This is a genomic window from Nitratidesulfovibrio sp. SRB-5 (assembly GCF_019931275.1).
Taxonomy (GTDB): Bacteria; Desulfobacterota; Desulfovibrionia; order Desulfovibrionales; family Desulfovibrionaceae; genus Cupidesulfovibrio.
Map to the genome: position 1 here is coordinate 364,651 of NZ_JAIOTY010000002.1, position 22,595 is coordinate 387,245.

The window sequence follows — 22,595 nt, forward strand, 5'->3', positions numbered from 1 at the left end:
CGGAGACACAGCATGAGCGAGGAAATCAAGCGCCTGCTCGAACAGCAGGGGACGGCCTTCGAGGAGTTCAAGAAGGCCAACGATGAGCGGCTGAAGGCCATGGCCGAAGGCAAGGCCGTCTCGGAACTCGAAGCCAAGGTCGAGAAGGCCAACGCCGAACTTTCCCGTCTGGGGAAGGAACTGGACGACCTGGCCAAGAAGGCCAACCGCCCCGGTGCGGGCGGCGACGAGGAAGCCCAGCTTCACGCCGAGCACAAGGCGGCGTGGAACCGCTGGGCGCGCAAGGGTGACGAGACCGGCCTGGCCGAGATCGAGGCCAAGGCCATCAGCGTCGGCACCCCCGCCGATGGCGGCTACGCGCTGCCGATCGAGCAGGACAAGGAGATCACGCGCCTCCTGCGCGACGAGTCCCCCATGCGCCAGGTGTGCCGCGTCGTGACCATCGGGACCGAGGAGTACCGCAAGCTGGTGAACCTCGGCGGTACGGCTTCGGGCTGGGTGGGTGAGAAGTCCGCTCGCCCGGAAACCGGCACGCCGACTCTGGCCGAGCTCAAGCCCGTGATGGGCGAAGTCTACGCCAATCCGGCTGTTACCCAGAAGGCCCTCGACGACCTGTTCTACAACGTCGAGGCCGAATTGGGCGCGGACATCGTGACCGAGTTCGCGGAGCAGGAAGGTGCAGCCTTCATCCACGGTGACGGTGCCAACAAGCCCAAGGGGCTTCTGGCCTACCCCCAGAGCGCGGAGCCCGACGGCGAACGCGACTTCGGCACGCTCCAGTTCCTGACCACGGGCGTTGCCGGTGGCTTCAAGGCCCGCACCGCCGACGTGAACCCTGCCGATGACCTGATCGACCTCATCTACACCCTCAAGAAGGGGCACCGGTCCGGCGCCACGTTCATGATGAACGGGAAGACGCAGGCCACGGTGCGGAAGTGGAAGGACGCCGAGGGCAACTACATCTGGTCGCCGAGCCTCCAGGCTGGCCAGCCCGCCATGCTGCTTGGCTACGGGGTCACCGAGAACGAGGACATGCCCGACATCGGGGCCGGTGCCATCCCCATCGCCTTCGGCAACTACTGGCGCGGCTTCTGGATCATCGACCGCATCGGCATTCGCAGCCTGCGCGATCCGTTCACCAACAAGCCCTACGTGCATTTCTACACCACGAAGCGCGTGGGGAGCATGTTGGCGGATTCCCAGGCCGTGAAGCTCCTGAAGCTGGCCGCGTAACGGTAAAGGCCGGGGTCGAGAGGCCCCGGCCGCACAGGAGATCCCATGCAGAAGATCACGCTGAAAGAATCGTTCCGCTACTGGCGCAACGGATGCTGGCCCGAGGACTACCCCGCTGGTGTCGTGAAGGTGGACGCCGAGGTTGCCGCGCAGGCCAGGGCCGCCGGTGTCGTGGCCGAAGACGCCAAGAACAGCAAGCACGCCGGGGGGCAGGAGCAGAAATGATCATCCGCCGTGTCGCCGCTCCCCGCATCGAGCCCGTCACCCTTGGCGAGGCCAAGGCCCATTGCCGGGTAGAGGTCTCCGAGGATGACGCGCTGTTGACCGCGCTCATCGTCGCGGTGCGGGAGCAGGGCGAGACGCTGACCGGGCAGGTCTTCGTGGACTCGCTCTGGACGATCACCATGCCCGGCCCGCTGGTGGGCCCGGTGCTCCTGCCTCTTGCTCCCGTGCGTGAGGTGGAGGCCGTGACCGTGGACGGGGCGGAGGTGGACCGGGGGCTCTATTCCCTAGTCCCCTCCGGTCTGTCCCCGCAGGAGCATCCCGTGCGGGGGACGTTCACGCCACTGCCGGGCTTTCCCGATGGGGCCGAGGTGACGGTACGCGTGAAAGCGGGCTGGCCGGTGGAAGGAGATGAGGAGAACGCTCGGGCCACGACGCCCCACGCAATCCGGCAGTGGATGCTGGTGCGCATCGGTGGGCTGTATGCCCAGCGCGAAACCTTCATTACCGGGACGCTGGTGACCCGCATGACCCGCGACTTCGTGGACTGCCTACTCGACCCCTACGTGATGGTGGGAGCCTGATCATGCGCGCCGGACTGCTGCGTCATCGCATCACGCTCCAGGCCCCTATGCACCAGCCGGGGGAATGGGGCGGGGCGGACGCCACGGAATGGCAGGACGTGGCCACCGTGTGGGCTGCTGTGGAGCCGATTGCCGGGCGTGAGTTCTTTGCGGCGGCGCAGGCGCAATCCGAGGTGACGCACCGGGTGCGCATCCGGTGCCGGAGCGGCGTGCGGGCCGACATGCGGGTGTCGTTCGGCGGGCGGGTGCTGACCATCGACGCGGTGCTGCCCCTTGATGGGGGTGAGATGCACCTGATGTGCAAGGAGATGAACTGATGCCGCTCATTCCCGTGAGCTCCGTGACCGTGGACATCCCGGACGAGGCCGTGGCCGAGCAGGTGCGCGCGATGCTCGATCCCGAGCTTGCGATGCTTGCGGAACTCATCGCGTCCGACGCCCGAAACACGGCGGCATTCGCCGACAAGACCGGGAAACTGCGCAAGTCGATCAAGGCCCAGAAGTCCAAGTTCGAGGGGGGCGGCTACATCGTTGTCGCCCGCGCGCCGCATGCGCACCTCGTGGAGTTCGGACACGCCATGATCGACGCGAACGGCCGGACCGTGGGGCATGTCCCGGCGCATCCCTTCCTGCGCCCGGCGCGGGACAGGCGTGTGCGGGCCGCCCTGCATGAGATTCAGGCCCGACTCGGGGGTGCCTACGATGAGCGGGGTTGATTTCGAGCAGGTGATGCAGGCCGCCCTTGCGGCGGATGCGGGCGTGGCCGGGATCGTGTCCCGGCGCATCTTCCCGCTGTCCGCGCCCAAGGGCGCGCCGCTGCCGTTCATCACCTACCAGCGGGTGAGCGGAGCCCCGGAGGCGGTTCTGGATGGGGACGCGCCGTGCGAGCGCATCAGCATCCAGATTGACGCCTGGGCCAAGACCTATCCCGAGGCAAAGCGGCTGGCGAAGGCGGTGCGCGGCGTGATGACCGGTGCCGAGTTTGCCGCCGAACTGGACGAGGATCGCGACCTCTCGGACGAGGAGGCGCGTGTTTGCCGTGTTTCCATGGACTTCATCGTGTGGGCGTAGCCCGGAGGATTCACCATGGCCAAGAAGTACACGCTGTCGAAGGGCTCCGTGCTCAAGCTGGGGGACGGTGCCGAACCGGAGGTGTTCACCACCCTGCCCGGCCTGACCAAGCTCTCCATCGACGGCATCTCCAAAGACGACATCGACGTGACCGACCTTGAGTCGGACGGCAAGGAGTATGCGCCGGGTCTGGCCGATTACGGCTCGTTCAGCGCCGAGGGTATCTGGGACGACACCAACGCCCAACATCTGGCCCTGCTCGACCTGCTGGGTAGCGGCGAAGTGCAGAACTGGCAGGTGGTCACGTCGGCCGGAACCAAGTGGGGTTTCTCTGGCTACGTGAAGTCGCTGCCCCTTAACTGGGAAACCAACAACGTGCAGCGGTTCTCCCTGACCATCAAGGTTTCCGGCAAGGTGACGCGCCTTGCCGCCTAAGGAGCAGATCATGGGCCTGACGAGAGATGACATCCTGAAAGCGCAGGACTTGCCCACGGCCGTCGTGGATGTGCCGGAGTGGGGCGGACAGGTGACGCTGCGCGGGTTCAGCGCAGCCGCCCGCGACAACCTCGCCAAGCGCGGGACCGACGACACCGGCGGCGTGGAGATCAGTAACGCCGAGTTCCTCGCGCTTTGCCTGGTGGATGACGAGGGCGTGCCGCTGTTCGCGCCCGAGGACGCGGACACGACCCTTGGCCGCAAGAACCCCGAAGTGATCGACCGGCTGTTGCAGGAAGCCATCCGGCTCAACGGCCTGCATGCCGGAGCCGTGGAGGAGGCCGAAAAAAACTCCTAGCGCGCGGGGAGAGGGCATTCGCCTTCTCCCTTGCGCTCGAACTGGGGATGACGGTCGGTGAAATGCTGCGGCGCATGAGTAGCGCCGAGTTCACCGAATGGATGGCGTTCTGCGCCATTCGGCGGCGTCGGGAAGAGACCGGCTTCGCCAACGACGACGAAGCGATCGAGAAGCTGTTCTCGGAATGACCCCGGCCAGTGCCGGGCCTGATCACTGACAAGCAAATAGGGTGCTGGTGGAAATGAAAGGGGGCCGGGATGGCCCGGCCCCCTTTCATTTAGGGCTACTGAAATTTTTCTAAAGGAAACTCTTCGTCGTTTTCAAATCCCATCACTTTTAAATTGCAATTTGGGAGGCGTGGCATCGTTTTGAAATTATCTGCAACACAAGTTATCCATTGGGAATTTACACCTATTTTACGAACGAGAAACCAGGTTATAGCGATTATTCCTAGTGCTCTTGTAAGAGCTTTATCTCCTAGGGATAGTGTTTTGAAATAGTCATCAGCAGGAGTAAGTAGCGGGCTGTGTGTGGATTGATTCCATATTCTGGTGTGGTGCGCGCATCTATTTCTTATGGTGTTCAGTTCTCTTAGCCAGTTATTGAGAATGTTTGGTCGTAACGAAGGGTCTATTCTTTGGCATATTCTATTTTGATACCGAGCTAGAAGCATTGAAAAATATTTAGACATTATTCCAAAATCCCAAGCCTCTATAGCTACCCATATTGGGATGGCTTTCCCAGATTCTTTATGCCAAATTATGTGGTCTTCTCTGCATCTTTCTATATTGTCTTGATGCTTGGATTTCCAATTGTTCCATGCCGTATTGCGTAGGAATTTTTGATTAATAAAAGTGTGATCATCATATGCAGTAGGGCTATGATACCCCATTTCGTGGGCGATTACAGATCGAAGGTGTATTTCTATGCGTTCAATCGCATCAAGCATGAGTAAGCGAAGCCGTTTGTCGAATAAATAAAGACAGAAAACCTTATTAAAGGTAGTCCCCGGCAAAAATTCTTCTGATCTCTTCATAACCTTTGAGCCGGGCATTGAAGGAATGAATTTTCCGTCAGGGCCTTTCTCGAAGGCGCGACATGGATGCCAAAAACCGCTCAAGCGATAATAACCGACTTGGGCGATCTTTCGCTCAGCGCGGGCACGGTCCTCAATGAGCATTCCACGTGACTCAATGAGGTCGACTAGTTCTGGGTACGTTTTGAACGGCTTGGGCGGGGAGAGTGGGGGCATAAAAATAAGAGGGCCCGCTCTTGAAGAAGAACAAGTCTTCCACAGAGGAACGGGCACGATTGGAGTGTATTTATTCTCGAAAGTATTGCCTGTCAATAGGCAAGGGAGAAATACGACGGCGCATAACTCTGTCTATGGCAAAGCCTTATCGAATGCAAGGTGTTAGCAATTATAGAAATGGTGGCAAAAGTAGATTTTTTGGCGATGCCCCGAAAGGTAACCCCAAAGCCCCCTTGCGGGGGCTCCGGTTAGTGATTTCTGGGGGGCTACCGAATCGCCGCCAACCCCTCCATGAGGCGGGCGGTGAGGTAGAGGTTGTCGGCTCCGACCTCCATGGCGTGGACGCCACGCGAGGCAAAGGTTGTGAGCGAATCGTGGACACGCTCACGGACCTGATAGCCGGGTATGGAGGTGGCGAACCGGGGTTCAAGGACGCTGTACACCTCGCGGGCCAACAGGCTTCCTTCGGTGTTCAGCATGCGTGCCCTGGAGCAGGTTTCGCCCATGAAGTCGAGGCAGGCGTGGGTATGCGCCCTGAGCCGGGCACGCAGATCGTCGGGGACGGCGGGCAGGGCCGGGGCTGCGGCAGGCAGCACGACGGGTGCCGCCTGTATGGCGTCGATGCGGGCCTGCACCCACCCGATGGCGCGCTGGACCGTCTCCGGGGTCATTTCCTCGACCGAGGAAACGCCCATGGCCGCGTTGACCAGCCGGAACGCAGCGCCATAGCCGAGCGGGGCCATGCTGACCCACATGCGCACAAGGTCCACGAGCGGACGGCGGTCGGCCTTGGTGGCAAGGCGTGGGGCGACGGGCTGACGGGCCTCGGCCTCGCCGAGGGTTTCGAGCACGTCGAGAACCCATGCGCGGAACGCCTTGGCCACCGGGGTGCGGGCGAACATGGCGAGGAGGTGGCAACCGCGCAGGGAGAAAATGCGGGTCTCCTGCGGACCGCCCGGCGTGGGCAGGGTGACCATCGCCGTCATGGAGTCGGTGAACTCGTCGGCGTGTTGGCGGTACAGCTTGGCCACTGATAGGTCTGGATTCTTGTAGTCCATGGCCAAACCGATTTGGTTTGACCTTAACCACGGCTGACCGTTTAGGTCGATGACATCAAATCGGTGGGACTGGAAGACGAGGGAAGTAGACATGTGGGCCTCCTGTGGAACTTTTCAGGTTCACGGAGGCAACTCCCGGCGTGGGAATTGCCGGGTGCTGAAAACAGCCACAGGAGCTGCGAGCTAGTTTCCCTTTCGGGTATTGTATTTCGCCCACACCCGGCAAATGAATGCAATTATGCCCAGACGTTGGGCAAAAGAAAAGGCCAATCTGTCGGGTGGCGGGTCCGCCTGTGGGTGTTTTCAGCACCGTGCGGACAACACGCCATGAAATGCGGTGGATGTCAAGGCTGGCAGAAGACGGCTGCCACGGTGACATGGGGTGGCTTGTCCTCGTCCTCGTTGGGCTCAACGTCGGAAACAAAGGCATAGCAGGTGGCCCCATTTCCCTCGTGCTTCGCGTAAACGCGGGCATCAGCCTTGGAAAGCTTTCCGAATTCTTCCCAATCGCGGGCTACAGTATATTCTCCGTCTGCATCGCCCGATGTGATATCAACCCTGTCGCCGGGTTCGAGGCTTTGCGCTACTTCAACGCGGTCCCGTCCCCGAATGCCGCAAATCTTGAATTGTTCTGCGGGAGTGTTCGGGGGCTGCGTCAGCAGCATATCTATCTTGGCCCCGTATGGCTTCCCTTCCCCGCCATACAGGGCAGAGAGCTTGGCCATCGCTCCCCACCCATGGCGCATCCAGTCGGCAATCATTGCAGCTTGCCCTTTGGGAATGTAGCCGATCTGCCCCATACCGGCCATGACGCGCAGCGCGTTGGGGTCATGCGGGTTGTCCGGCTCAGGAATGATATCCACTGCTTCCCATTGCCGCATGTGGCGCAGGATGTTCTGGCGTCCCACTCCATCGTTGTTGACATGAGTCACGCCAGCAACAGGCAGGTCGGGAATGCCCAAGTGCACATCGTTCCGTTTGTTCCAGTCATTCCATTTTATTTCTGGACGGTTGAAAACTTCGGCAGGTGCAGTCCCTTCCTGCACGCTCGGTTCTTGCGCTGCTGTCGCCGTGTCTGCTGGCGGCTGTGCAGGGTCTTTCCTCTTGCCGAAAAGCCAGTCGAACAAACCCATACAGACCTCCTTTTTGTCCGCCGTTACCAAAAGATGAGCGGCGTCTCAACGACGAACGGAAGAAAAGAACCTCCACCAGCGCCCTGAATACCGAACGAGGAATTCATGGCGAGGAAGATACCCGGCATCTACGTGCCGATCCGTCTGACGTACGAGCAGTTAAAGACGGACCTGGACCGTGCGAAGGCCCTTGCGCGCGAGCAGGGACAGGCCATGTCGGACGCCATCAACGGGGCACTGTCTCCGCGCACGATGTCGAGCGGCCTGACAAGGCTGACCTCCGACCTTGCCACTGCGGGGCGCGCGGCAACGGCCTCTCGTGGGGCGTTCAAGGGCTTGGTGGACGAGTTCGGGGAAATAGCCAGCGCCGCCGGGGTCAGTCGTTCGCGTATGGATGAACTGGCCGCCTCCATGGTGCGCCAGTCCGCCTCGCAGGCTGCCGAGCGTGCCTTCGTCAATATCCAGCGCAGCACGGGGGCGAGTTCGCTGCAAATGGCCCGCCTGCGCTTTGAACTGGGCGACACGAGCGGGGCGTTGCGCATGGCGGGCACTGCGGCCATGGCCTTTGCCCCGCACGTGGCGGCGGTAGGCCTGGCGGCGGGTGCCGCAGCCATGGCCACCTTCAGGGCTGCCATGGAGGTGGAGAAGCTGAACCGGGCCTACACCACCATTTACGGCTCCACGACAGCCGCCCGCCAGCAACTCCAGTTCATCTACGACACCACCCAGCGCCTCGGGCTTGAGTTCCGCTCCACTGCCGAGTCGGCCAAAACCTTCTTCGCGTCGGGCAAGGGCACCGCCCTTGAGGCCGACATGAACTCCATCTTCACGGCAGTGTCCGAGGCAGGGGCCGCGCTGTCCCTGTCGCAGGCGGACATGCAGGGCATTTACCTCGCCATCGGGCAGATGATCTCGAAGGGCAAGGTGCAGGCCGAAGAGTTGCGGGGCCAACTTGGTGAACGGCTGCCCGGCGCGTTCCGTCTCGCGGCACAGGCCATGGGCTTGACCACCGCCGAGCTCGACAAGCTGCTGGAGCAGGGTCGGGTGACTGCCGACGATCTGCTGCCGAAGCTCGCCCGCGTGCTGCGGACCGAATATACCGGCGGGGCTTCCGAGGCGCAGAAGGCGACCAGCGGGCTCTCCACCGAGTGGGAGCGGTTCAAGGCCAGCGCCAGCCAGACCGGCGCCATGGTGGCCGGGATCAACGCTGTGAAAGATGCCTTGAAGGGGGCGTCCGACGCGATGGAGGCTCACGCCCAACGGGCGGCCACTATCGCGGCCATGGAGAAAGCGGGCATCACCAAGCGCGTCAGCTACGACCCCATGACCGGGGATCGAACGGAGGGCTACGCGCAGGAGCAGATCGACGCCTATCTGGCTCGAATCGCCGCCGGGAACCGGCAGCGCGACGGGGCCTTTGCCGACCAGACGAACGCCGCCGAAGCGCTCGATGCCGCCTTGGGCAAGGCACGGCAGGCTGCCAACGCCTTTCTCAAGGACACGGACGCTGCGAAAATCCAGAAGATCAATGATTCCTACAACGAGACCGAGACCGCCATCACCCGTGTCATCGAACGTCTCCGTGATGCGGGGGAAAGCACGGACTATTGGGAGGGCAAGCTCACCGAGGCCGCCAAGGAGCGCGACCGGCAGCTTTCCTCCGTGGGCAAGAACGAGGCTGCGGCGGCGGGGCGCGCGGCTGCTGCGTTGCGCGAGGTCAACGAGGCGCTGGCAGGCATCACCGGCGATGAGGCCCAGGCCGCGCAGCTTCGGTTCAGCAAGAATTTCGAGAAGTGGAAGAAGGACATCGGCTCGGTCACGCCGGAGATGGAACGCCTCAAGGCTGCGGCAGAGGAAGCGTTCGCCAAGGGCTTTGCCACGATTCAGGAGTACCGCAGCGCCCGCAAGGCGTTCCTTGACCAAGGGCGTGACCGGGAGACCGAGCTTTCGTTCTTGCGCAACGAGGTGGCGGTTCAGGCCGGGGGCAACCTCGACAAGTCCGAGATCGACCGCGCACGCGCCTTGGCCGAACTCGAAAACAAGCGCCGCGACTGGGAGAAGGTGGGCTCCCGCGAGGAGGTGGAAAAACAGGTGGCGCTTGAGGTCGAGCGCATCCACCTGACCACCGCCCAGCGCAACATGCAGGTGGAGCAGCAGTTCTACCAGATGGCAGCCGGGCTGCTGAAGAACCGGGAGGATTTGCAGGCCCGCATCCTCGACCGCGAAATGTCGAACTACCGGAAGGTGGTTCAGGACAAGACTCTGCTCGCGGAAGTGGAAGCCCGGAAGATGCTCGAAATCTCGCAGGCCGGTAGCGACGGGGCCAAGCTGGCGTTCATCGAGTACGCCGAGGCCGCCAGCAACGCCGCGTCGCAGTGGAAGGAGGCCACCAAGAAGGCGCTGGACGGCATGGCAGATGCCATCACCGATTGGGCCATGGGCGCGCAGGCCAACATCGAGGCGGTGGGCGAGGCTTTCGCGCGGATGATCATCAAGGCCCAGGTCGAGCAGAACATCACCGGCCCGCTGGCCAAGGCCTTCGGTAGCATCAACTGGGGCGGGCTGTTCACCGCGTCGGCGCAGGGGAATGTGTTCAGCGGCCCCGGCATCTCGGCCTACCGCAACTCTGTCGTGAACAAGCCCACCCTGTTCCCCTTCGCTCACGGCATCGGCCTCATGGGCGAGGCGGGCGAGGAGGCCATCATGCCTCTTGGCCGTACCAGCCGGGGCGACCTTGGGGTGAAGGTGGCCGGAGGGACGGGGGGCATGCCCACGAAGTTCGAGGTCCGGGTGATCAACGAAGGCGGGCAGCCCGTGCAGGCCCGGCGCACGGAGATGCGCTTCGACCAGACCGCCGCCGTGATGACCATCTGGCTCAAGGGCTGGGCCAACAATACCATGGGCGTCCGTGACGCCGTGGCCAGCGGAGCGTGAGCATGAACGTCTGGCCTGACATCGCCGTGCCATCGTCCATGTCCGGGGGGATTTTCGACCCGCTGGACGAGGCGAACATGGAGACCGGGGACGATGCTGCCCGGCCGCGTTTCTCGGTGCCCCGGCAACAGCCCATGCGGTTGGAGTGGACGGCCATGAGCTACGCCGACTTCGACACCCTTGTGGCATTCCATGCCAACCAGCGGTCCACGCCGTTCCTGTGGGTGCGACCGCGCACCGGCGTGCAGTGGGAGGCCCGCTTCGTGTCCAACGCCATCACGCACAACGAGTCGCGGGACACGCCCGGCAGGCTCGCCGTGCAATGCACTATCCAGCCTATCCGGCGCGTGGAGTGATCATGGCCACGCTTGCCCAGATCATCGAACGCAATCGCCGCCACGGGGGGAGTCCTTACCTGCTGTTTCTGGAAGTGGGGCTGCCCACCGGGCGCACCATGCGTTTCGCGCGTGATCCTCAGTCGTGGGTATGGCCCCTGACCGATGCGCAGGTTGGCGACTTGGCCCAGCCCGGCGACGAAGTGGCCTTTGACCTGTCGGAGGCGGGGGGGCTGACCTTCTCCGTGGGGGATGGTGACTGGAGCGGTTCGGTGGCTCTGGAGCGCGCCGAGGGCGAGGCGTGGTTTGAGGTGGCAGTGTTCCACTGCCGCAGCGAGGACACCCTCCAGGGGCAGCCCGCAGGTGCATATCGGCTGGTGGCCCGGCCGGACTTCGGCGGCAAGGTACGCGCCATTCTGGGGCCGGAAGAAACGCGGCTCTGGCAGGCCATGAATTTCGAGCATGAGGACTGGGCCGAGGGCGAGGGCGCGCGTCGGGGTACGCTGACACTCACGGTGTTCAATGCTGGCGGGGTGCCCCAGAAGTACGTCGAGGAGTTGGAGGACTGGCGGAAGCAGCATGGCCGGGTGTCGTGCAAGGTTCGGGTGCTGGTGGTCAACACGGCTTTGCTTGATGACCCGGAACCCACGCACGAGCTTGCCCTTGTTGACCTGGGTATTTCGATTCCGGCCCCCGGCGACAAGGTACACTTCACCTTGGGCACGCTCAACACCATGGGCCGCATGGTGCCGAGGCGGCGCATCATGCGGGACTATTGCAGTTGGCTGCGCCCGGACGAGTGCCCCCATGTGGCCGCCTGTCGCCATACCGCCACCAACTGCAAGCTCATCGACCAGACGCTGGACTCTGGGCGGTTCGAGCGTTTCGGCGGGTTCCCGTTCATCGGGAAGGGGGCTCTCTTTGGCTAGCCTCGTGTTGCCTCAGGGACAGGCCGAGCAGTTGCGTCACGTTTTGTCCGGGCAGTTCCGGCGGCGCGGCCGGGGCGAGATGTGCCCGGTGCGCCGGGTGCCCCTGTACGACTGCTGGGGCTTCGTGATGGCCCTGTCCGCTGTGTTCGGGCGTCGGGTGCCCAACATCGTTCCGCCTGCCTCTGCCGTTGATCGGCATGGCCTCTACGAGAGGGCGTTGCAAAGCGGCGAATGGAAGGTGTTGGCGGGACCGGAGCCGGGGGCCGTCGTGGCCCTGCGCACCAGCCCCCGCCATCGGGATTTCGTGGACCATGTGGGCGTAGTGTTCGATTCCTGCCGGTTCGCGCACATCCAGCGCAACATGCAGGTGCATGCGGATCGGCTGGATACCTCGCCCTATGCCAGGCTCATCGCCGGGTTCTACGTATGGAACGGTTGACCCCTGCCGACAACTCCGTCCCGTTCTTCCCGCCCGCAATGAGGGTGCGGGCGGACGACGTGCTGCTCGTGCTCCACCTGAATTGCCTCGATCTCACGCAGGTGGTGAGTGAGTGGGTGGAGTGGCGACCATGGCTGACTATTGCCGACATCCTTGATGCGCGGTGGCCCGAGGGCATGCTCATCGATGAGGGGCTGGACCTACTCTTTTCCGTGAGCGGGCGTCTCCTGTCCTTCGAGGAGGCGGAGCGCTACATCGTGCGGCCGGGTGACGGGTTATCCGTGGCCTTGGTGCCGGGCGACGGCGGTGGTGGGGGGTCGAATACCATTGCCGCAGTGGCGATGATGGCGGTGATGCTTGCCGCGCCTGCTGTTGGTGGCATGCTTGCACTTGGTTTTGAAAACGCCATTGGCGCATACGGTCTTGTTTCCACCTTGTCCGTGGGGACCATGACCGGGCTTGGCACTGCGGCTGTGGCCCTGGTGGGAGCGGTGGGGGTCAACGCCTTCATCCCTTCGGCCAAGCCGTCATTGGGGCAGGGGCTGGGTCAGAATCCGATGGACAACTCGCCCACATATGGGTTCAGCGCGCAGGCCAACCCCATGGAGCCGGGGCGACCGGTACCCGTGCTCCAAGGCGAGAAGCACAACTTCACCCCAACCAAGCTGACGCAGCACCTTTCGACCTCGGGTGACCGGCGGTTGTGGAACGGTCTGTTCCTCATCTCCGAGGGCCCGGTGGATGAGGTTTTCGATGTCCGGATCGACGGGAACAAGGCTGGCAACTACGAGGGCCTCGAAATCGACATCCGGCTCGGAACGGAAGGACAGGACGTCCTCCCGTGGTTCAACGACGCGATCACCGAACGGACCGAAGGGGTGACGGTCAAGCTCTCCACGGACTGGCACGAGGTGGTGCTGGACGGCACCGGGGTGCGAAAGCTGGGCTTCGGCGTGCAGTGCGCGTCCGGCCTCGGGTACGCCAACGACAAGGGCGGGCTGGACCCGGTGACCGTGCAGGTGCAGTTCCAGCACCGCCTCCACGGGGAGACGGAGTGGACGGACCTGGGCACGGTGTCAATTTCCGGGGCCAAGCGTGCCGCGATCATGCGCTACTACGAGTTTGAGGTGCCCGAGGGGCGGCACGAGGTGCGCTACCGACACCCCGTCGCGCCTCCGACCGGTGACCGCTACATCTCGGACACCTGGCTCGAATACACACACGAGATCGTGCCGGATGACTTCCGGCTGCCGCACTGCGCCTTGCTGGCGATCAGGGCGCTCCCCACGGACAAACTCAACGGCAGCGCGCCGAAGGTCACGTGCAGCGCAAGGCGCATGACGGCCATGCTGCCGGATGGGCAGGGCGGGGCCGTCAGCCGCGACATCGGCAACATGGCGTGGGCTGCGCTGGAATTGATCACCAACACCCGTTGGGGCGCGGGCGAGCCCGTGGAAAGCATCGACGTTCCGTCGTTCGTGGAGGCCGCCGAGTGGTGTGAGCTCAAAGGTCTGAAAGGCTCGATGTATTGGGACACCCAGTGCACGCTGGAAACCGCGCTCGGGTATCTGGGGCAGTTCGGGCGGTTCATCGTGGACAGGGTGGGTACGAAGATCGTGTGCATCAGCGACCGCCCCGTGGCCTTGCCGGATGCCGCGTTCCTGGTCACCTCCGCCGACATCCTGCAAGGGACGCTGGGCCTCGAATACCCGAACTCGGATGACTTGGCCGACGGGTGCGAGATCACCTGGTTCGATCCGGAACGGGGCAAGCAGGTGGCTTTCGCCCCCGGCGACTTCTTCAACGCGGTGGTGGACCGACCGCCGACGGTGGCGCAGATCACCCTGTATCCTTGCAACAGCGATGAGGGAGCGCAGCGGGCCGGAGAGTACATCAACCGATGTAACCGCTACCTGAGCCGCCGCGTGGACCTCACGTTGCTTTGGCGTGCCCTTGGGCCGCACATCCGGCGCGGTTCGGTGATTCAAGTTGCGGCCGACCGGCTCATGGCCACGCAATCGGGCGTGGTGCTGTCGGCCACCGAGACCACGGTGAAGCTGAGCCGCCCCGTGCAGCTTGAGCCCGGAACGGCCTACGAGGTGCGGCTGGCGCATGTGGATGTGGCGGGCGACGTGGAGGGCGTGGAGAAGGTCGAGGTGAGGCCCCTTGCCTCCGTGGCCGAATCGACTCTGACCGATACGCTGACGCTCGCGGCTCCGTGGGGGCGGGTGCCGTCCCCCGGCTGTTCCGCCGCTGTGGGCGAGGTGCAGCGGGTGACGCGGTGGTACCGGGTGCGCTCGCTGAGTCGCTCTAGCGACATGCGTGTGACGCTCAAAGCGCTGGAGTACGACGAGGCGGTTTATGCCGACGAAGGCGTGGCGCCACAAACCGACAGCGCGGCCAACCTGCCCGCAGTGGTGGGCCTCGTGACCACGATCATCGACGCCAACGAGGACTTGGTGAGCAAGAAGCTCATCTCCCTGGCATGGCGCGGAACGGCCCTGGAGTGGCGCGTGTTCGTGCGGAGGCTGGGGGCTGATGCCGACGAGTGGGTGTACCTCGACAAGACCCCATACCCCTCGTTCCTCGCTCGCAACATCGAAGTGGGGCACATGTACCGCTTTGCTGTCACCCACACCGGCAGTGTGGCGGACGGCCTGACCGTTGACGTGGACTACCAACTCAACACGCCCTCCGGGGCTATCCGACCGGTGACGGTGATCGAAAACGGCGTGGAGGTGCCGCTCTACGCGTTGGTGAATGGTGAGCCGCAGCAGGTCATGGGGGTGTTCTGATGACGACGATGCACGGAGGGTTGAAAGGCCCTGACAACATGCATGTGCCTTATGCGTGGGAGTTCGCCACCCAAGCGGCGCGCGAGACGGGCGTGGGCGTCGATGCCAGCGGCATCGGGAAGCTGGCCCGGCAGGTGGACGACAACAGTTTGTGGATGTTGGTGGGCACGGACCCTGTGACGTGGAAAGCGGCCGGAGGCGGGGGCGGGTTTGAGCCCGGCACCCGGATGCTGTTCCAGCAATCCACGGCGCCCACGGGCTGGACCAAGGACGCCAGCCACAACGACAAGGCGCTGCGGGTTGTCAGCGGCGCAGTGGGGAGCGGCGGCAGCGTGGGCTTTTCCACGCTGTTCGGCAGGACGGCGACGGATGCGTTCACGCTGACGACGGCGCACATGCCAAGTCATGGGCACAGTACTAGTGTTCGTTATTATGGCGGGGGCGGCAATGCCGGACACGGTGTGTCCCAATATTCTGATCCCTGGCTGGGCGGAATACTCTCAACAAATAATGCAGGTTCAGGCGGTGCCCATTCCCACGGGCTGGACATGCGCGTGAAATACGTGGACCTCATCATCGCCCAGAAGGACTAGCCATGAAGAAGCAGGACAAGTGCCCGTTGAACGGGTTCAAAGCATGTAGGGATACGTGCCGCTGGTACATCCAGTTGCGGGGCAAGCATCCGCAAACGGGACAGGATATCGACGAGTGGGGGTGCGCGGTTGCCTGGCTGCCCATCCTGCTCATTGAGAATGCGCAAGAGGCGCGCCAGGGCGCGGCGGCGGTTGAGTCGTTCCGCAACGAGATGGTGAAGGCCAGCGGGGCGACCATGGCCGGGATCGGGGAGATCGTGCGCCTTGCCAGCATGAGCAACCGGGAGCGGGTGATTGCAGGACATCAGCAGCAGGTGGAGGGCTAATTCATGCGACTGACCATCATCCGGGACGACAACGTGGTGATCGTGGACGGGCGCGCCCTGTCCGTGGACCTGTCCGGGTTGCCTGACAGCCTGCATGCCGTGCAGTGGGACGGGCAGGCGGGCCACGTGGAGTTCAACGACGGCACGCCCAACGAGAAGTTGGAGGACATCTCGGCTTGGCAGTCTGTGGTCGATGCGTGGGAGGCGGTGCGGCAAGTCGAAGATGCCCCGCCGTCGGAGGCGACGCTTGAAGAGGCCAGGGCCGCGAAGCTGGCTGAGATCGCCAAGGCCCATGACGCCGCCCTGGCGGGTCTTGTGGCGTTGTCGAACCCTGCGCCCACCGTGGTGGCGGTGGAGGCGGCTCTGTTGGCCGTCAGCGACCCGGAAGGGCTCGACTATGCGCGGCAGCGGTTGGCAGAACAGCAGCGCGACCTTGCGGCGGCTGTGATGGCCGTCGGTGCTGTGGAAGATGTGAGGGCGGTGGAGGTGGGGTTCTTGGTGTGAGGCGTTTTGGGGTTGGCCCGTTGGCTAGAGGCGGCGACATGTCTTTGTGCCTCGGCTGTGCGCCACAAAGAGCGTTGTGTCTCGTTTTTCTTTGTTCGTGAGACGCAACGGATGAAGCAGGCAAGACCTCTGGTGTTCCGAGGCACATGCCGATGAGGTGCGGAAGAGCCAGGCTACAGGTCGAGCAACTCGACCGCCACGCCAAGGGCGGCAGCGATTTTGCGTCGGGTTGCGACGCGGAGCTTCGCGTCGCTGGCTTCCATCTGGGCATAGGCGGACTGGGTGACGCCCATGCGGGCGGCCACTTCGGCTTGCGTCAGCCCAAGATGCTCGCGCCATGCCCGGCAGGGGGAAACGCCATCGTTGACCACGCGTCCCACCACATCGTGCGGAACGGTGGGTTCCGGCCCGGCCTGTGGACCGAAGGCCCGAACATACTCCGCGTAGGGCACCACGACGGCCACGGGCTGCCCGTTGTGCCGGATGATTTGGTGTTCAGTAGGTGCGTTCATCGCGCTTTCTCACCTCGTCGATGTTGATGACGGTCAACTCGCCATCGGGCGTCACATGGAACAGGACGCGGTAGCGCCCGACGCGCAGCCGATAGTCAACCCGGTTGACCAGCGCCTTGACGTTGCGCACGTCCGGCCACTCGGCAAGGGCACCCACGGCGGCGTGCACCTTCACCTGCTCCGCCTGCGGCAGCTTGCGCAGTTGCTTTACCGCCTTCAGTGCCCATTCGATGCGCGTCATGAGTTTTTAATAAGTCGGAATAAGTTTTGTGGCAAGGAGGAAGACGAAAGCCCGGGAGGCTTTCACGGCTCACTCGTGACTCACCCGGACCACGGTGAATCATACTAGCCTGTGCGGTTTTTTGAAAATGGAAGTGTATTTAAAATAGGAACTTGGCAGCAATAATTGGGCCTTACAAGCCGAATGCCGGGGGTTCGATCCCCTCACCGCCCACCATTGTAACATCGAGAGCCAGATGCAAGTCTGGCTCTCTTTCCGTTTTCTGGGCGGGTAAGGTCGCACGATGGTCCGCACAGCCTTGGCGGCAGGTTTGAGGGATGTCGGCCTGCGGCTATGTGGAAAGGAAGCGCGTTGGGGGGCAACTCAACGCTTCGGCCAGCTTGCGGGCGTTCTGCGTGGCGATGGGACGGCGGTTGTTTTCCATCTCGCTGATGTGCCGTTGCGGAATGCCTGTGCGGCGCGCAAGCTCAGCCTGGGTCATGCCCTCGCGGTAACGCAGGCCGCACAAGATGGCGACAGGGGACATGTCGAGAATCGATTCGGGCAACACGGCTACAGGTTCTCTGGCGTCAGGCGGGTATGGCGGGCATGCGGGCCAGCATGCGGGGGCCGATTCTCCCTGGTCATGGAAGGAAAACACATGGTCAGGTCACCCGGAGCGTTCAAGGGTACGGTGGGAACCGGCGCGACGCTTTTCTTGCCAGCCGATGCGCAGCAACGCGGCCAGCAGTCTGCGGGCCTTAACGGAGGGCCAATGGCTCATTGCTGGTGGAGAAGGTGATCTGCTCGATGCCGGGCACAGAATCGCCGTATTCCAGCCGGTCGGCAATGGCACGCAGGGCAAAGGCCTTGGTGGCCGCCATCTCCGCCGATGGGGAATAGGGCATCACGCCGGGAAGTTCCATGACTTCGGCCAGCCAGCGCCCGTCTTCTTCCCGTTCGACTTCAATGGTGCAGTGCATGCGTGTTCTTTTCCTGTCGGGCAGCCGCGACAAGTTTCTCGGGCACATGTCCGGAAATGCCAATTCCGTAAAGCCCGCGTATAGTCATGAAAGCCCACAGGTGCAACAGCAATCAAGTGAAGAGAGAGCGTGCGGGTGTGCCGGGCTGGTTTTTTGTAGCCATGCCTGTGCGCGCGTTGACCGAACATCTCGCGCGCGTTTTTCACCGGGGGCAACGCACTCCACGGCATGCTTTGAGCCAGTCGTATTCTTGCGAAGAATGTCCTGATGCCGAGAAAATGACTAAAAAAAGTTGCTTTAACAAGGTTAATGGATAATATTTTAGTCATGAGCACGGCAAAGAGAACGGACAGGTCATTGCCGCAGGAACTGGCGGCCCTGTGCGCGGAACTGGGACGGAACATCCAGATCGCGCGCAAGCGGCGTGGCCTCAGCGAGTTGCGGTTGGCCCGGCTGGCGCATACCTCGCGGCGGACCATCCAGCGTATCGAGGCAGGTGAGCCGGGCGTGGGGCTGGGCATTTTGGCCAGCGTGCTGTGGGCATTGCAACTGGAGGGCGACTTGCGGTTGGTGGCCGACCCTGACAGGGACGAGCAGGGCAAGTTCCTGGCGGAAACCAAGCTGCCGCAACGCGTTCGCGAGGCTCGGGACACCAGGTATGACTTCTAGCGGCGCTCCCATCTACGTCTTTGTCTGGCTGAAGGGACAGGGCTACGTGCCCGCCGCCCTGCTCACGGACTACGCCGGGGGGCGGCGGTGTACCCTGGGCTATGGCCGCAATTACGCAGGCCGGCCCGATGCCATTCCCATAGATCCGGTATCCCTGCCGCTGTACATGGGGCACGTGGCCACAAGCCCTTCGGGCTCCGCCATTTTCCCTGCCCTGCGCGATGCCGCCCCGGACAAGTGGGGGCGCAAGCTGCTGGCGTTGCTGGCCGGTCGTCCGGCGGGCACCTTGTCCGAAGTGGAGGTGCTCACCGCAGCGCATTCCCGCAACCGGATCGGAGCGCTGGCTTTCGGCGGCACCCCGGCTGGGCCAGAGTCCATGGCTCCGTGGGCCACGGGCGAGATATTTTCCCTGAATGAAGGCGATCTTGCCCGGGTGGGCCGCGTGGTGGCCAAGGTTGACGAAATCGACGACGATGCGGACCTGGATGCGTTGCGCCGCACGCTGCCCGAGGATGTGTTCCTGCGGGCCCTGGCGTCATCCCTGAGCGTCGGCGGAGGTCGGCCCAAAGCCCTGGTGAACGTGAACGGCGTCGATTATATCGCCAAGTTCCCCAAGCGGGGGGACGTATGGGATGAGCCGCGCGTGGAACACGCCACCATGACCCTGGCCGCGCGGTGCGGCATTGCTGCCGCGCGGACCCGGCTGGTGGAGGCGGATGGCGTCGGCGTGTTGCTGGTGCGCCGCTTTGACCGGGACGATGCTGGCGAGCCGGTACACTTCGTTTCCGGGTTCACGCTCAACCGCAGGATCAGCGAGGATGGCGACTGGGGGGCGTATCAGGATCTTGCCCAGGTGGCGCGGCAGCACGGCGACGAGCGGGCCGGGCACGAACTGTTCCGGCGCATGGCGTTCAACGTGCTGTGCCGCAACGTGGACGACCACCCGAGAAACCACGCATTCTTCGTGCGTCGCAACGGAATTGCCCTGACTCCGGTTTTCGACGTGGTGCCCGCCCAGATCCGGTTTGCCCGGCCAGAACTGGCGTTGGCCTGTGGGAGCAAAGGACGCGAGGCATCCGTGGAAAACGTGTTGAGCATGCCCGAGCCGTTTGGCCTGCGCCGGGCCGAGGCCGAAGAAGTTGTGGCACTGATGCGGCACGAGATGCGCGGCTGGCGCGAGCATTTCGAGGAATGCGGCGTGTCCGGGGCGGATATCTCCAGGTTGGAAGAACGCTTTGCCCTGGTGTCCGGGCAGTGATGCAAAGGCCTGCCTGACCTGCAAGGCGCGCATGCATCCGTCACCATTTCGATCAGGTGGCCGAGCCTGAAGGAATGGCTTGCCGCCACGCAAAAGGCCCCCGTTTCCGGGGGCCTTTGCCATGTCTTTTTCTGCGCCATCACCGCTACGACTTCATGCCCTCGATGATGGCGCGCAGTTCCTCGGCCATGCGGGCCACTTCGGCAATGGCCAGGGCCGACTGGTTCATGGCCTCTGCCGTCTCGCTGGAGATGACGTTCAGCTCCTCGGTGGCGCGGGCGATCTGCTCGCTGGTCGCCGACTGTTCCTCGGCGGCGGATGCGATGGACCGCACCATGTCCGCCGTATCCACGGAAACCCTGAGGATCTCGTGCAGCGATGCCCCGGCCTGGGCCGACCGTTCCGCCGAGGTGTTCGCGTCGGTTCCGGCAAGGCCCATCAGGTCCACGCTCTTCTGGGTCACCTGCTGGATGGCCCGGATGACCTGGCCCACCTCGCTGGTGGCGCTCATGGTCTTTTCCGCCAGCTTGCGCACTTCGTCCGCCACCACGGCGAACCCGCGTCCGGCGTCGCCCGCGCGGGCCGCCTCGATGGCCGCGTTAAGGGCCAGCAGGTTGGTCTGGTCGGCGATGTCCGAGATCATGTCGATGATGGCGCCAATGCCGTCGGCCTGCTTGCCCAGTTCATGCAGGCTGCCGCCCATTTCGGTCATGCGGTCGCGCAGGGCGCTGATGGAGCCCACGGTATCCCGCACCACCTGTTCGCCCTGTTCGGCGCGTGAACGGGCCAGGTCGGCATTTTCAGCCGCATTGCCCGCGCTGCGCGCCACTTCCAGGATGGAGGCGTTCATCTGTTCCACGGCGGTGGCCGATTCGGAAACGCGGGTCTTCTGGTTTTCCGTGCCCCGGCTGGATTCCTCTATCTGCGACGCCAGTTCTTCCGCCGCCGTGGACAGCCGGGCCGAAACGTCCATGGCCGCGCGGGCCGCATCGGCGATGCGGTCACGCTGGGCTTCGATCTGGCGCTGCTTCTCCACCATCTCGCTGATGTCGTTCCAGAACGAGATGGAGCCAAGCAGTTCGCCGTCCATGTCGTAGAACGGAGTTGTCACCACGTCGAGGTGCACGGTGCGCGCGCCGTCCTGCGACGTCCACACCGTCTGTCCCGTCAGGGTGCGCCGTTCCTTGATGGCCTTGTCGGACAGCGTTTCGCGATTGGGGTCGAACCAGTAGAACTCGCCGGATTTCATACCGTAGTAGTCCGGGGGGGGCTTTGGCCTGCCCAGCAGTTCACAGACCTGGGTGTTGGCCCAGGACATGGTGAAATCGGGCGCCACGATGCCGCACGGGGTGGGAATGCCTTCCAGCACGCCCCGGGCAAAGCCCAGTTCGTGTTTGATGCTGTCCTTCATGCGCCTGGTGTTGTCGGCCAGTTCCGCCAGTTCGCAGCTGAAGTTGCCGTCCAGCGTGGTGCCGTAGTTGCCCCCGGCGATGTCCGCCGTGAATTGCCCCACGGCCTGCAACGGCAGCATCACCAGCCTGCGCAGCATCAGCACCACCATGGTGGCCAGCACCACGCAGACCAGCGCGGCAATGCCCGCCACCACGTAGCGCAGGGCGTACGCCTCCTCCAGCAGTTCCGATTCGTTCACGGTGCTGGCCATGATCCAGCCGGTCTGGGTAATGCGGCTGTAGGCCGCCAGCTTGCGATCGCCCTTGAATTCGTACTGCAACGTGCCGCGCGGGCTGGCCAGCATTTCGCGCACGAAGGGCAGGTCCTTGCCCGGTTGCTGCAGCATGGACGGGTCCGGGTGGGCGATGAAGGTGCCTTCGTTGTCCAGAATGTACAGGTAGCCGGTCTGCCCGACCTTGATGGGCGAAATGGCGGCCTCGGTGAAGGCGTTGAAGTCGAACGCCACCTGCACCCCGCCGATGAGCGCCCCGGATGCGTCGCGCAGCGCGGTGGCCATGCGGAAGATCATCCGGTCGCCGTCCCCCCTGACCACGGTCTTGTCCAGGGCCATTTCACTGCCGTTCAGCACCTGCCGGACCACGGCGTAGCCGCTCTTGTCCCGGCCGCGCTCGTCGGCGCCGCCGTTGTTGCCCCCGGCCACCACCATCCCGCGCTTGTCAAAGGCGTAGGCCGACCAGATTTCCTTGTAGGTGCGCAGGTAGTCGCGCAGGCGGTTCTGGGCCACGTCGTTCTCGTCGTGGCCATCCACGACGGCTTCCACGATGGCCCGTTGCCGGGCCAGGGCGACGGCCAGCTTCTTCTGGTTTTCCAGCGTGATGTCGGCGGCTACCTGCGCCGTGTCCACCAAGCCCTGGGAACTGCTTTGCCGCAGGTGCAGCGCCAGGTTCGTGGTGGCGGAAGTGACGTACCAGCCCAGCCCGCCGAAACCGGTCGCCAGAAGCGCGACAACCAGCGCGCCGATCCGGGTGTTCAGCCTGTCGAAAAATCCCGTAGTGCCCCGCATGATGCCTCCCTGATGATGCTTCCCTCTCTGTTTCATCGGCAGCAATGCCGAAGAAGTTAGTGAGTGGGGAGATATTTTACAATATTTTCCGTGGGATGGCAGCGGGGTATATTCTAATGAGGGCTGCATGTGGAGTGCCTGAATCCGAAATTCTTGCGATTTCAGGCAGCTGCGAAAAGGTACGCATTCTGGCAGGCGTGAAACACGGCGCGGCAGAGGGGGGCGGCGGGCCTTTGATGGTAGTGGGGCCAGCGTGACGGGCGGGTGCGCACAAGGC

The 22,595-nt window shown here is 63.6% G+C and carries 27 protein-coding genes; 19 read left to right on the forward strand and 8 right to left on the reverse strand.

Translation table 11 applies throughout. The annotated features are described in order from the left end of the window. The first annotated feature begins 12 nt into the window (after positions 1 to 12). From K6142_RS09035 to K6142_RS09075, 9 genes are read left to right on the forward strand one after another with little or no spacing between them, the layout of a single operon-like run. Positions 13 to 1,233 carry a phage major capsid protein gene (locus K6142_RS09035; RefSeq protein WP_190244474.1) on the forward strand — a complete coding sequence of 407 codons (1,221 nt, stop codon included), beginning with the start codon at positions 13 to 15 and terminating at the stop codon, positions 1,231 to 1,233. A gap of 45 nt (positions 1,234 to 1,278) precedes the next feature. After that, positions 1,279 to 1,458 carry a hypothetical protein gene (locus K6142_RS09040; RefSeq protein WP_190244475.1) on the forward strand — a complete coding sequence of 60 codons (180 nt, stop codon included), beginning with the start codon at positions 1,279 to 1,281 and terminating at the stop codon, positions 1,456 to 1,458. Next, a complete protein-coding gene (locus tag K6142_RS09045) occupies positions 1,455 to 2,039 on the forward strand; it encodes a phage head-tail connector protein (protein WP_190244476.1) in 585 nt (194 codons plus the stop codon). The genes K6142_RS09040 and K6142_RS09045 overlap by 4 nt, the downstream gene beginning before the upstream one ends. Before the next feature lie 2 nt (positions 2,040 to 2,041). Beyond that, entirely contained in the window at positions 2,042 to 2,356 is a 315-nt protein-coding gene (locus K6142_RS09050) for a phage head closure protein (protein ID WP_190244477.1), read from the forward strand. Then, positions 2,356 to 2,754, forward strand: a complete 399-nt coding sequence (locus K6142_RS09055; protein ID WP_190244478.1) for an HK97 gp10 family phage protein — start codon at positions 2,356 to 2,358, stop codon at positions 2,752 to 2,754. Before K6142_RS09050 ends, K6142_RS09055 begins: the two co-directional genes overlap by 1 nt. Continuing rightward, positions 2,741 to 3,109 (forward strand): DUF3168 domain-containing protein, encoded by a 369-nt coding sequence (locus K6142_RS09060; RefSeq protein ID WP_190244479.1) that lies wholly within the window; start codon positions 2,741 to 2,743, stop codon positions 3,107 to 3,109. The genes K6142_RS09055 and K6142_RS09060 overlap by 14 nt, the downstream gene beginning before the upstream one ends. A gap of 15 nt (positions 3,110 to 3,124) precedes the next feature. Beyond that, on the forward strand, positions 3,125 to 3,544 hold the full coding sequence (locus K6142_RS09065) for a phage tail tube protein (RefSeq protein WP_116306248.1): 420 nt from the start codon (positions 3,125 to 3,127) through the stop codon (positions 3,542 to 3,544). Positions 3,545 to 3,554: 10 nt separating this feature from the next. After that, on the forward strand, positions 3,555 to 3,902 hold the full coding sequence (locus K6142_RS09070) for a hypothetical protein (RefSeq protein WP_190244480.1): 348 nt from the start codon (positions 3,555 to 3,557) through the stop codon (positions 3,900 to 3,902). Positions 3,903 to 3,949: 47 nt separating this feature from the next. After that, complete coding sequence (locus K6142_RS09075; RefSeq protein ID WP_155860527.1) at positions 3,950 to 4,090, forward strand: hypothetical protein; 141 nt, start codon at positions 3,950 to 3,952, stop codon at positions 4,088 to 4,090. A gap of 95 nt (positions 4,091 to 4,185) precedes the next feature. Here the strand turns inward: K6142_RS09075 and K6142_RS09080 are convergent, their stop codons facing one another. From K6142_RS09080 to K6142_RS09090, 3 genes are all read right to left on the reverse strand, one after another. Further along, complete coding sequence (locus K6142_RS09080) at positions 4,186 to 5,082, reverse strand: Abi family protein (protein ID WP_223290297.1); 897 nt, start codon at positions 5,080 to 5,082, stop codon at positions 4,186 to 4,188. A 338-nt stretch (positions 5,083 to 5,420) separates the two neighbouring features. Then, positions 5,421 to 6,305: a Bro-N domain-containing protein gene (locus K6142_RS09085; protein ID WP_190244482.1), complete on the reverse strand. Its 885-nt coding sequence runs from the start codon at positions 6,303 to 6,305 to the stop codon at positions 5,421 to 5,423. A 251-nt stretch (positions 6,306 to 6,556) separates the two neighbouring features. Next, a complete protein-coding gene (locus K6142_RS09090; RefSeq protein ID WP_190244483.1) occupies positions 6,557 to 7,345 on the reverse strand; it encodes an HIRAN domain-containing protein in 789 nt (262 codons plus the stop codon). 105 nt (positions 7,346 to 7,450) lie between these two features. Between K6142_RS09090 and K6142_RS09095 the strand changes: the two genes are divergently transcribed. The 8 genes from K6142_RS09095 to K6142_RS09130 are packed head-to-tail and all read left to right on the forward strand — an operon-like array spanning position 7,451 to position 16,200. Further along, positions 7,451 to 10,279, forward strand: a complete 2,829-nt coding sequence (locus K6142_RS09095; protein ID WP_190244484.1) for a tape measure protein — start codon at positions 7,451 to 7,453, stop codon at positions 10,277 to 10,279. Between the two features lie 2 nt (positions 10,280 to 10,281). Then, a complete protein-coding gene (locus K6142_RS09100) occupies positions 10,282 to 10,635 on the forward strand; it encodes a hypothetical protein (RefSeq protein WP_190244485.1) in 354 nt (117 codons plus the stop codon). Positions 10,636 to 10,637: 2 nt separating this feature from the next. Continuing rightward, positions 10,638 to 11,543, forward strand: a complete 906-nt coding sequence (locus K6142_RS09105) for a hypothetical protein (RefSeq protein WP_223290298.1) — start codon at positions 10,638 to 10,640, stop codon at positions 11,541 to 11,543. Then, a complete protein-coding gene (locus tag K6142_RS09110) occupies positions 11,536 to 11,982 on the forward strand; it encodes a hypothetical protein (protein WP_223290299.1) in 447 nt (148 codons plus the stop codon). The genes K6142_RS09105 and K6142_RS09110 overlap by 8 nt, the downstream gene beginning before the upstream one ends. After that, positions 11,970 to 14,777, forward strand: a complete 2,808-nt coding sequence (locus tag K6142_RS09115) for a phage tail protein (protein WP_223290300.1) — start codon at positions 11,970 to 11,972, stop codon at positions 14,775 to 14,777. The genes K6142_RS09110 and K6142_RS09115 overlap by 13 nt, the downstream gene beginning before the upstream one ends. After that, positions 14,777 to 15,370 carry a hypothetical protein gene (locus K6142_RS09120; protein WP_190244487.1) on the forward strand — a complete coding sequence of 198 codons (594 nt, stop codon included), beginning with the start codon at positions 14,777 to 14,779 and terminating at the stop codon, positions 15,368 to 15,370. The genes K6142_RS09115 and K6142_RS09120 overlap by 1 nt, the downstream gene beginning before the upstream one ends. Positions 15,371 to 15,372: 2 nt before the next feature. Then, positions 15,373 to 15,696: a hypothetical protein gene (locus K6142_RS09125; protein WP_190244488.1), complete on the forward strand. Its 324-nt coding sequence runs from the start codon at positions 15,373 to 15,375 to the stop codon at positions 15,694 to 15,696. Positions 15,697 to 15,699: 3 nt separating this feature from the next. Next, on the forward strand, positions 15,700 to 16,200 hold the full coding sequence (locus K6142_RS09130; protein ID WP_190244489.1) for a phage tail protein: 501 nt from the start codon (positions 15,700 to 15,702) through the stop codon (positions 16,198 to 16,200). Positions 16,201 to 16,373: 173 nt separating this feature from the next. On the opposite strand, the gene K6142_RS09135 is transcribed toward K6142_RS09130, so the two are convergent. The 4 genes from K6142_RS09135 to K6142_RS09150 all read right to left on the reverse strand — a co-directional run bounded on the left by K6142_RS09135 (position 16,374) and on the right by K6142_RS09150 (position 17,915). After that, positions 16,374 to 16,712: a helix-turn-helix domain-containing protein gene (locus K6142_RS09135; RefSeq protein WP_190244490.1), complete on the reverse strand. Its 339-nt coding sequence runs from the start codon at positions 16,710 to 16,712 to the stop codon at positions 16,374 to 16,376. Next, positions 16,696 to 16,953, reverse strand: coding sequence for a type II toxin-antitoxin system RelE family toxin (locus K6142_RS09140; protein WP_190244491.1), 258 nt, complete (start codon positions 16,951 to 16,953; stop codon positions 16,696 to 16,698). Before K6142_RS09140 ends, K6142_RS09135 begins: the two co-directional genes overlap by 17 nt. Positions 16,954 to 17,284: 331 nt before the next feature. Continuing rightward, on the reverse strand, positions 17,285 to 17,503 hold the full coding sequence (locus K6142_RS09145) for a helix-turn-helix domain-containing protein (protein WP_223290301.1): 219 nt from the start codon (positions 17,501 to 17,503) through the stop codon (positions 17,285 to 17,287). Positions 17,504 to 17,693: 190 nt separating this feature from the next. Next, a complete protein-coding gene (locus K6142_RS09150; protein WP_190244492.1) occupies positions 17,694 to 17,915 on the reverse strand; it encodes a type II toxin-antitoxin system HicB family antitoxin in 222 nt (73 codons plus the stop codon). Positions 17,916 to 18,242: 327 nt separating this feature from the next. Here K6142_RS09150 and K6142_RS09155 point away from each other — a divergent pair, with 327 nt between their 5' ends. Beyond that, a complete protein-coding gene (locus K6142_RS09155; protein ID WP_190244493.1) occupies positions 18,243 to 18,584 on the forward strand; it encodes a helix-turn-helix transcriptional regulator in 342 nt (113 codons plus the stop codon). Next, positions 18,574 to 19,842, forward strand: coding sequence for a type II toxin-antitoxin system HipA family toxin (locus K6142_RS09160; protein WP_190244494.1), 1,269 nt, complete (start codon positions 18,574 to 18,576; stop codon positions 19,840 to 19,842). Before K6142_RS09155 ends, K6142_RS09160 begins: the two co-directional genes overlap by 11 nt. Positions 19,843 to 19,987: 145 nt before the next feature. Here the strand turns inward: K6142_RS09160 and K6142_RS09165 are convergent, their stop codons facing one another. Further along, positions 19,988 to 22,318, reverse strand: a complete 2,331-nt coding sequence (locus tag K6142_RS09165; protein WP_190244495.1) for a methyl-accepting chemotaxis protein — start codon at positions 22,316 to 22,318, stop codon at positions 19,988 to 19,990. Between the last annotated feature and the right edge of the window lie 277 nt (positions 22,319 to 22,595).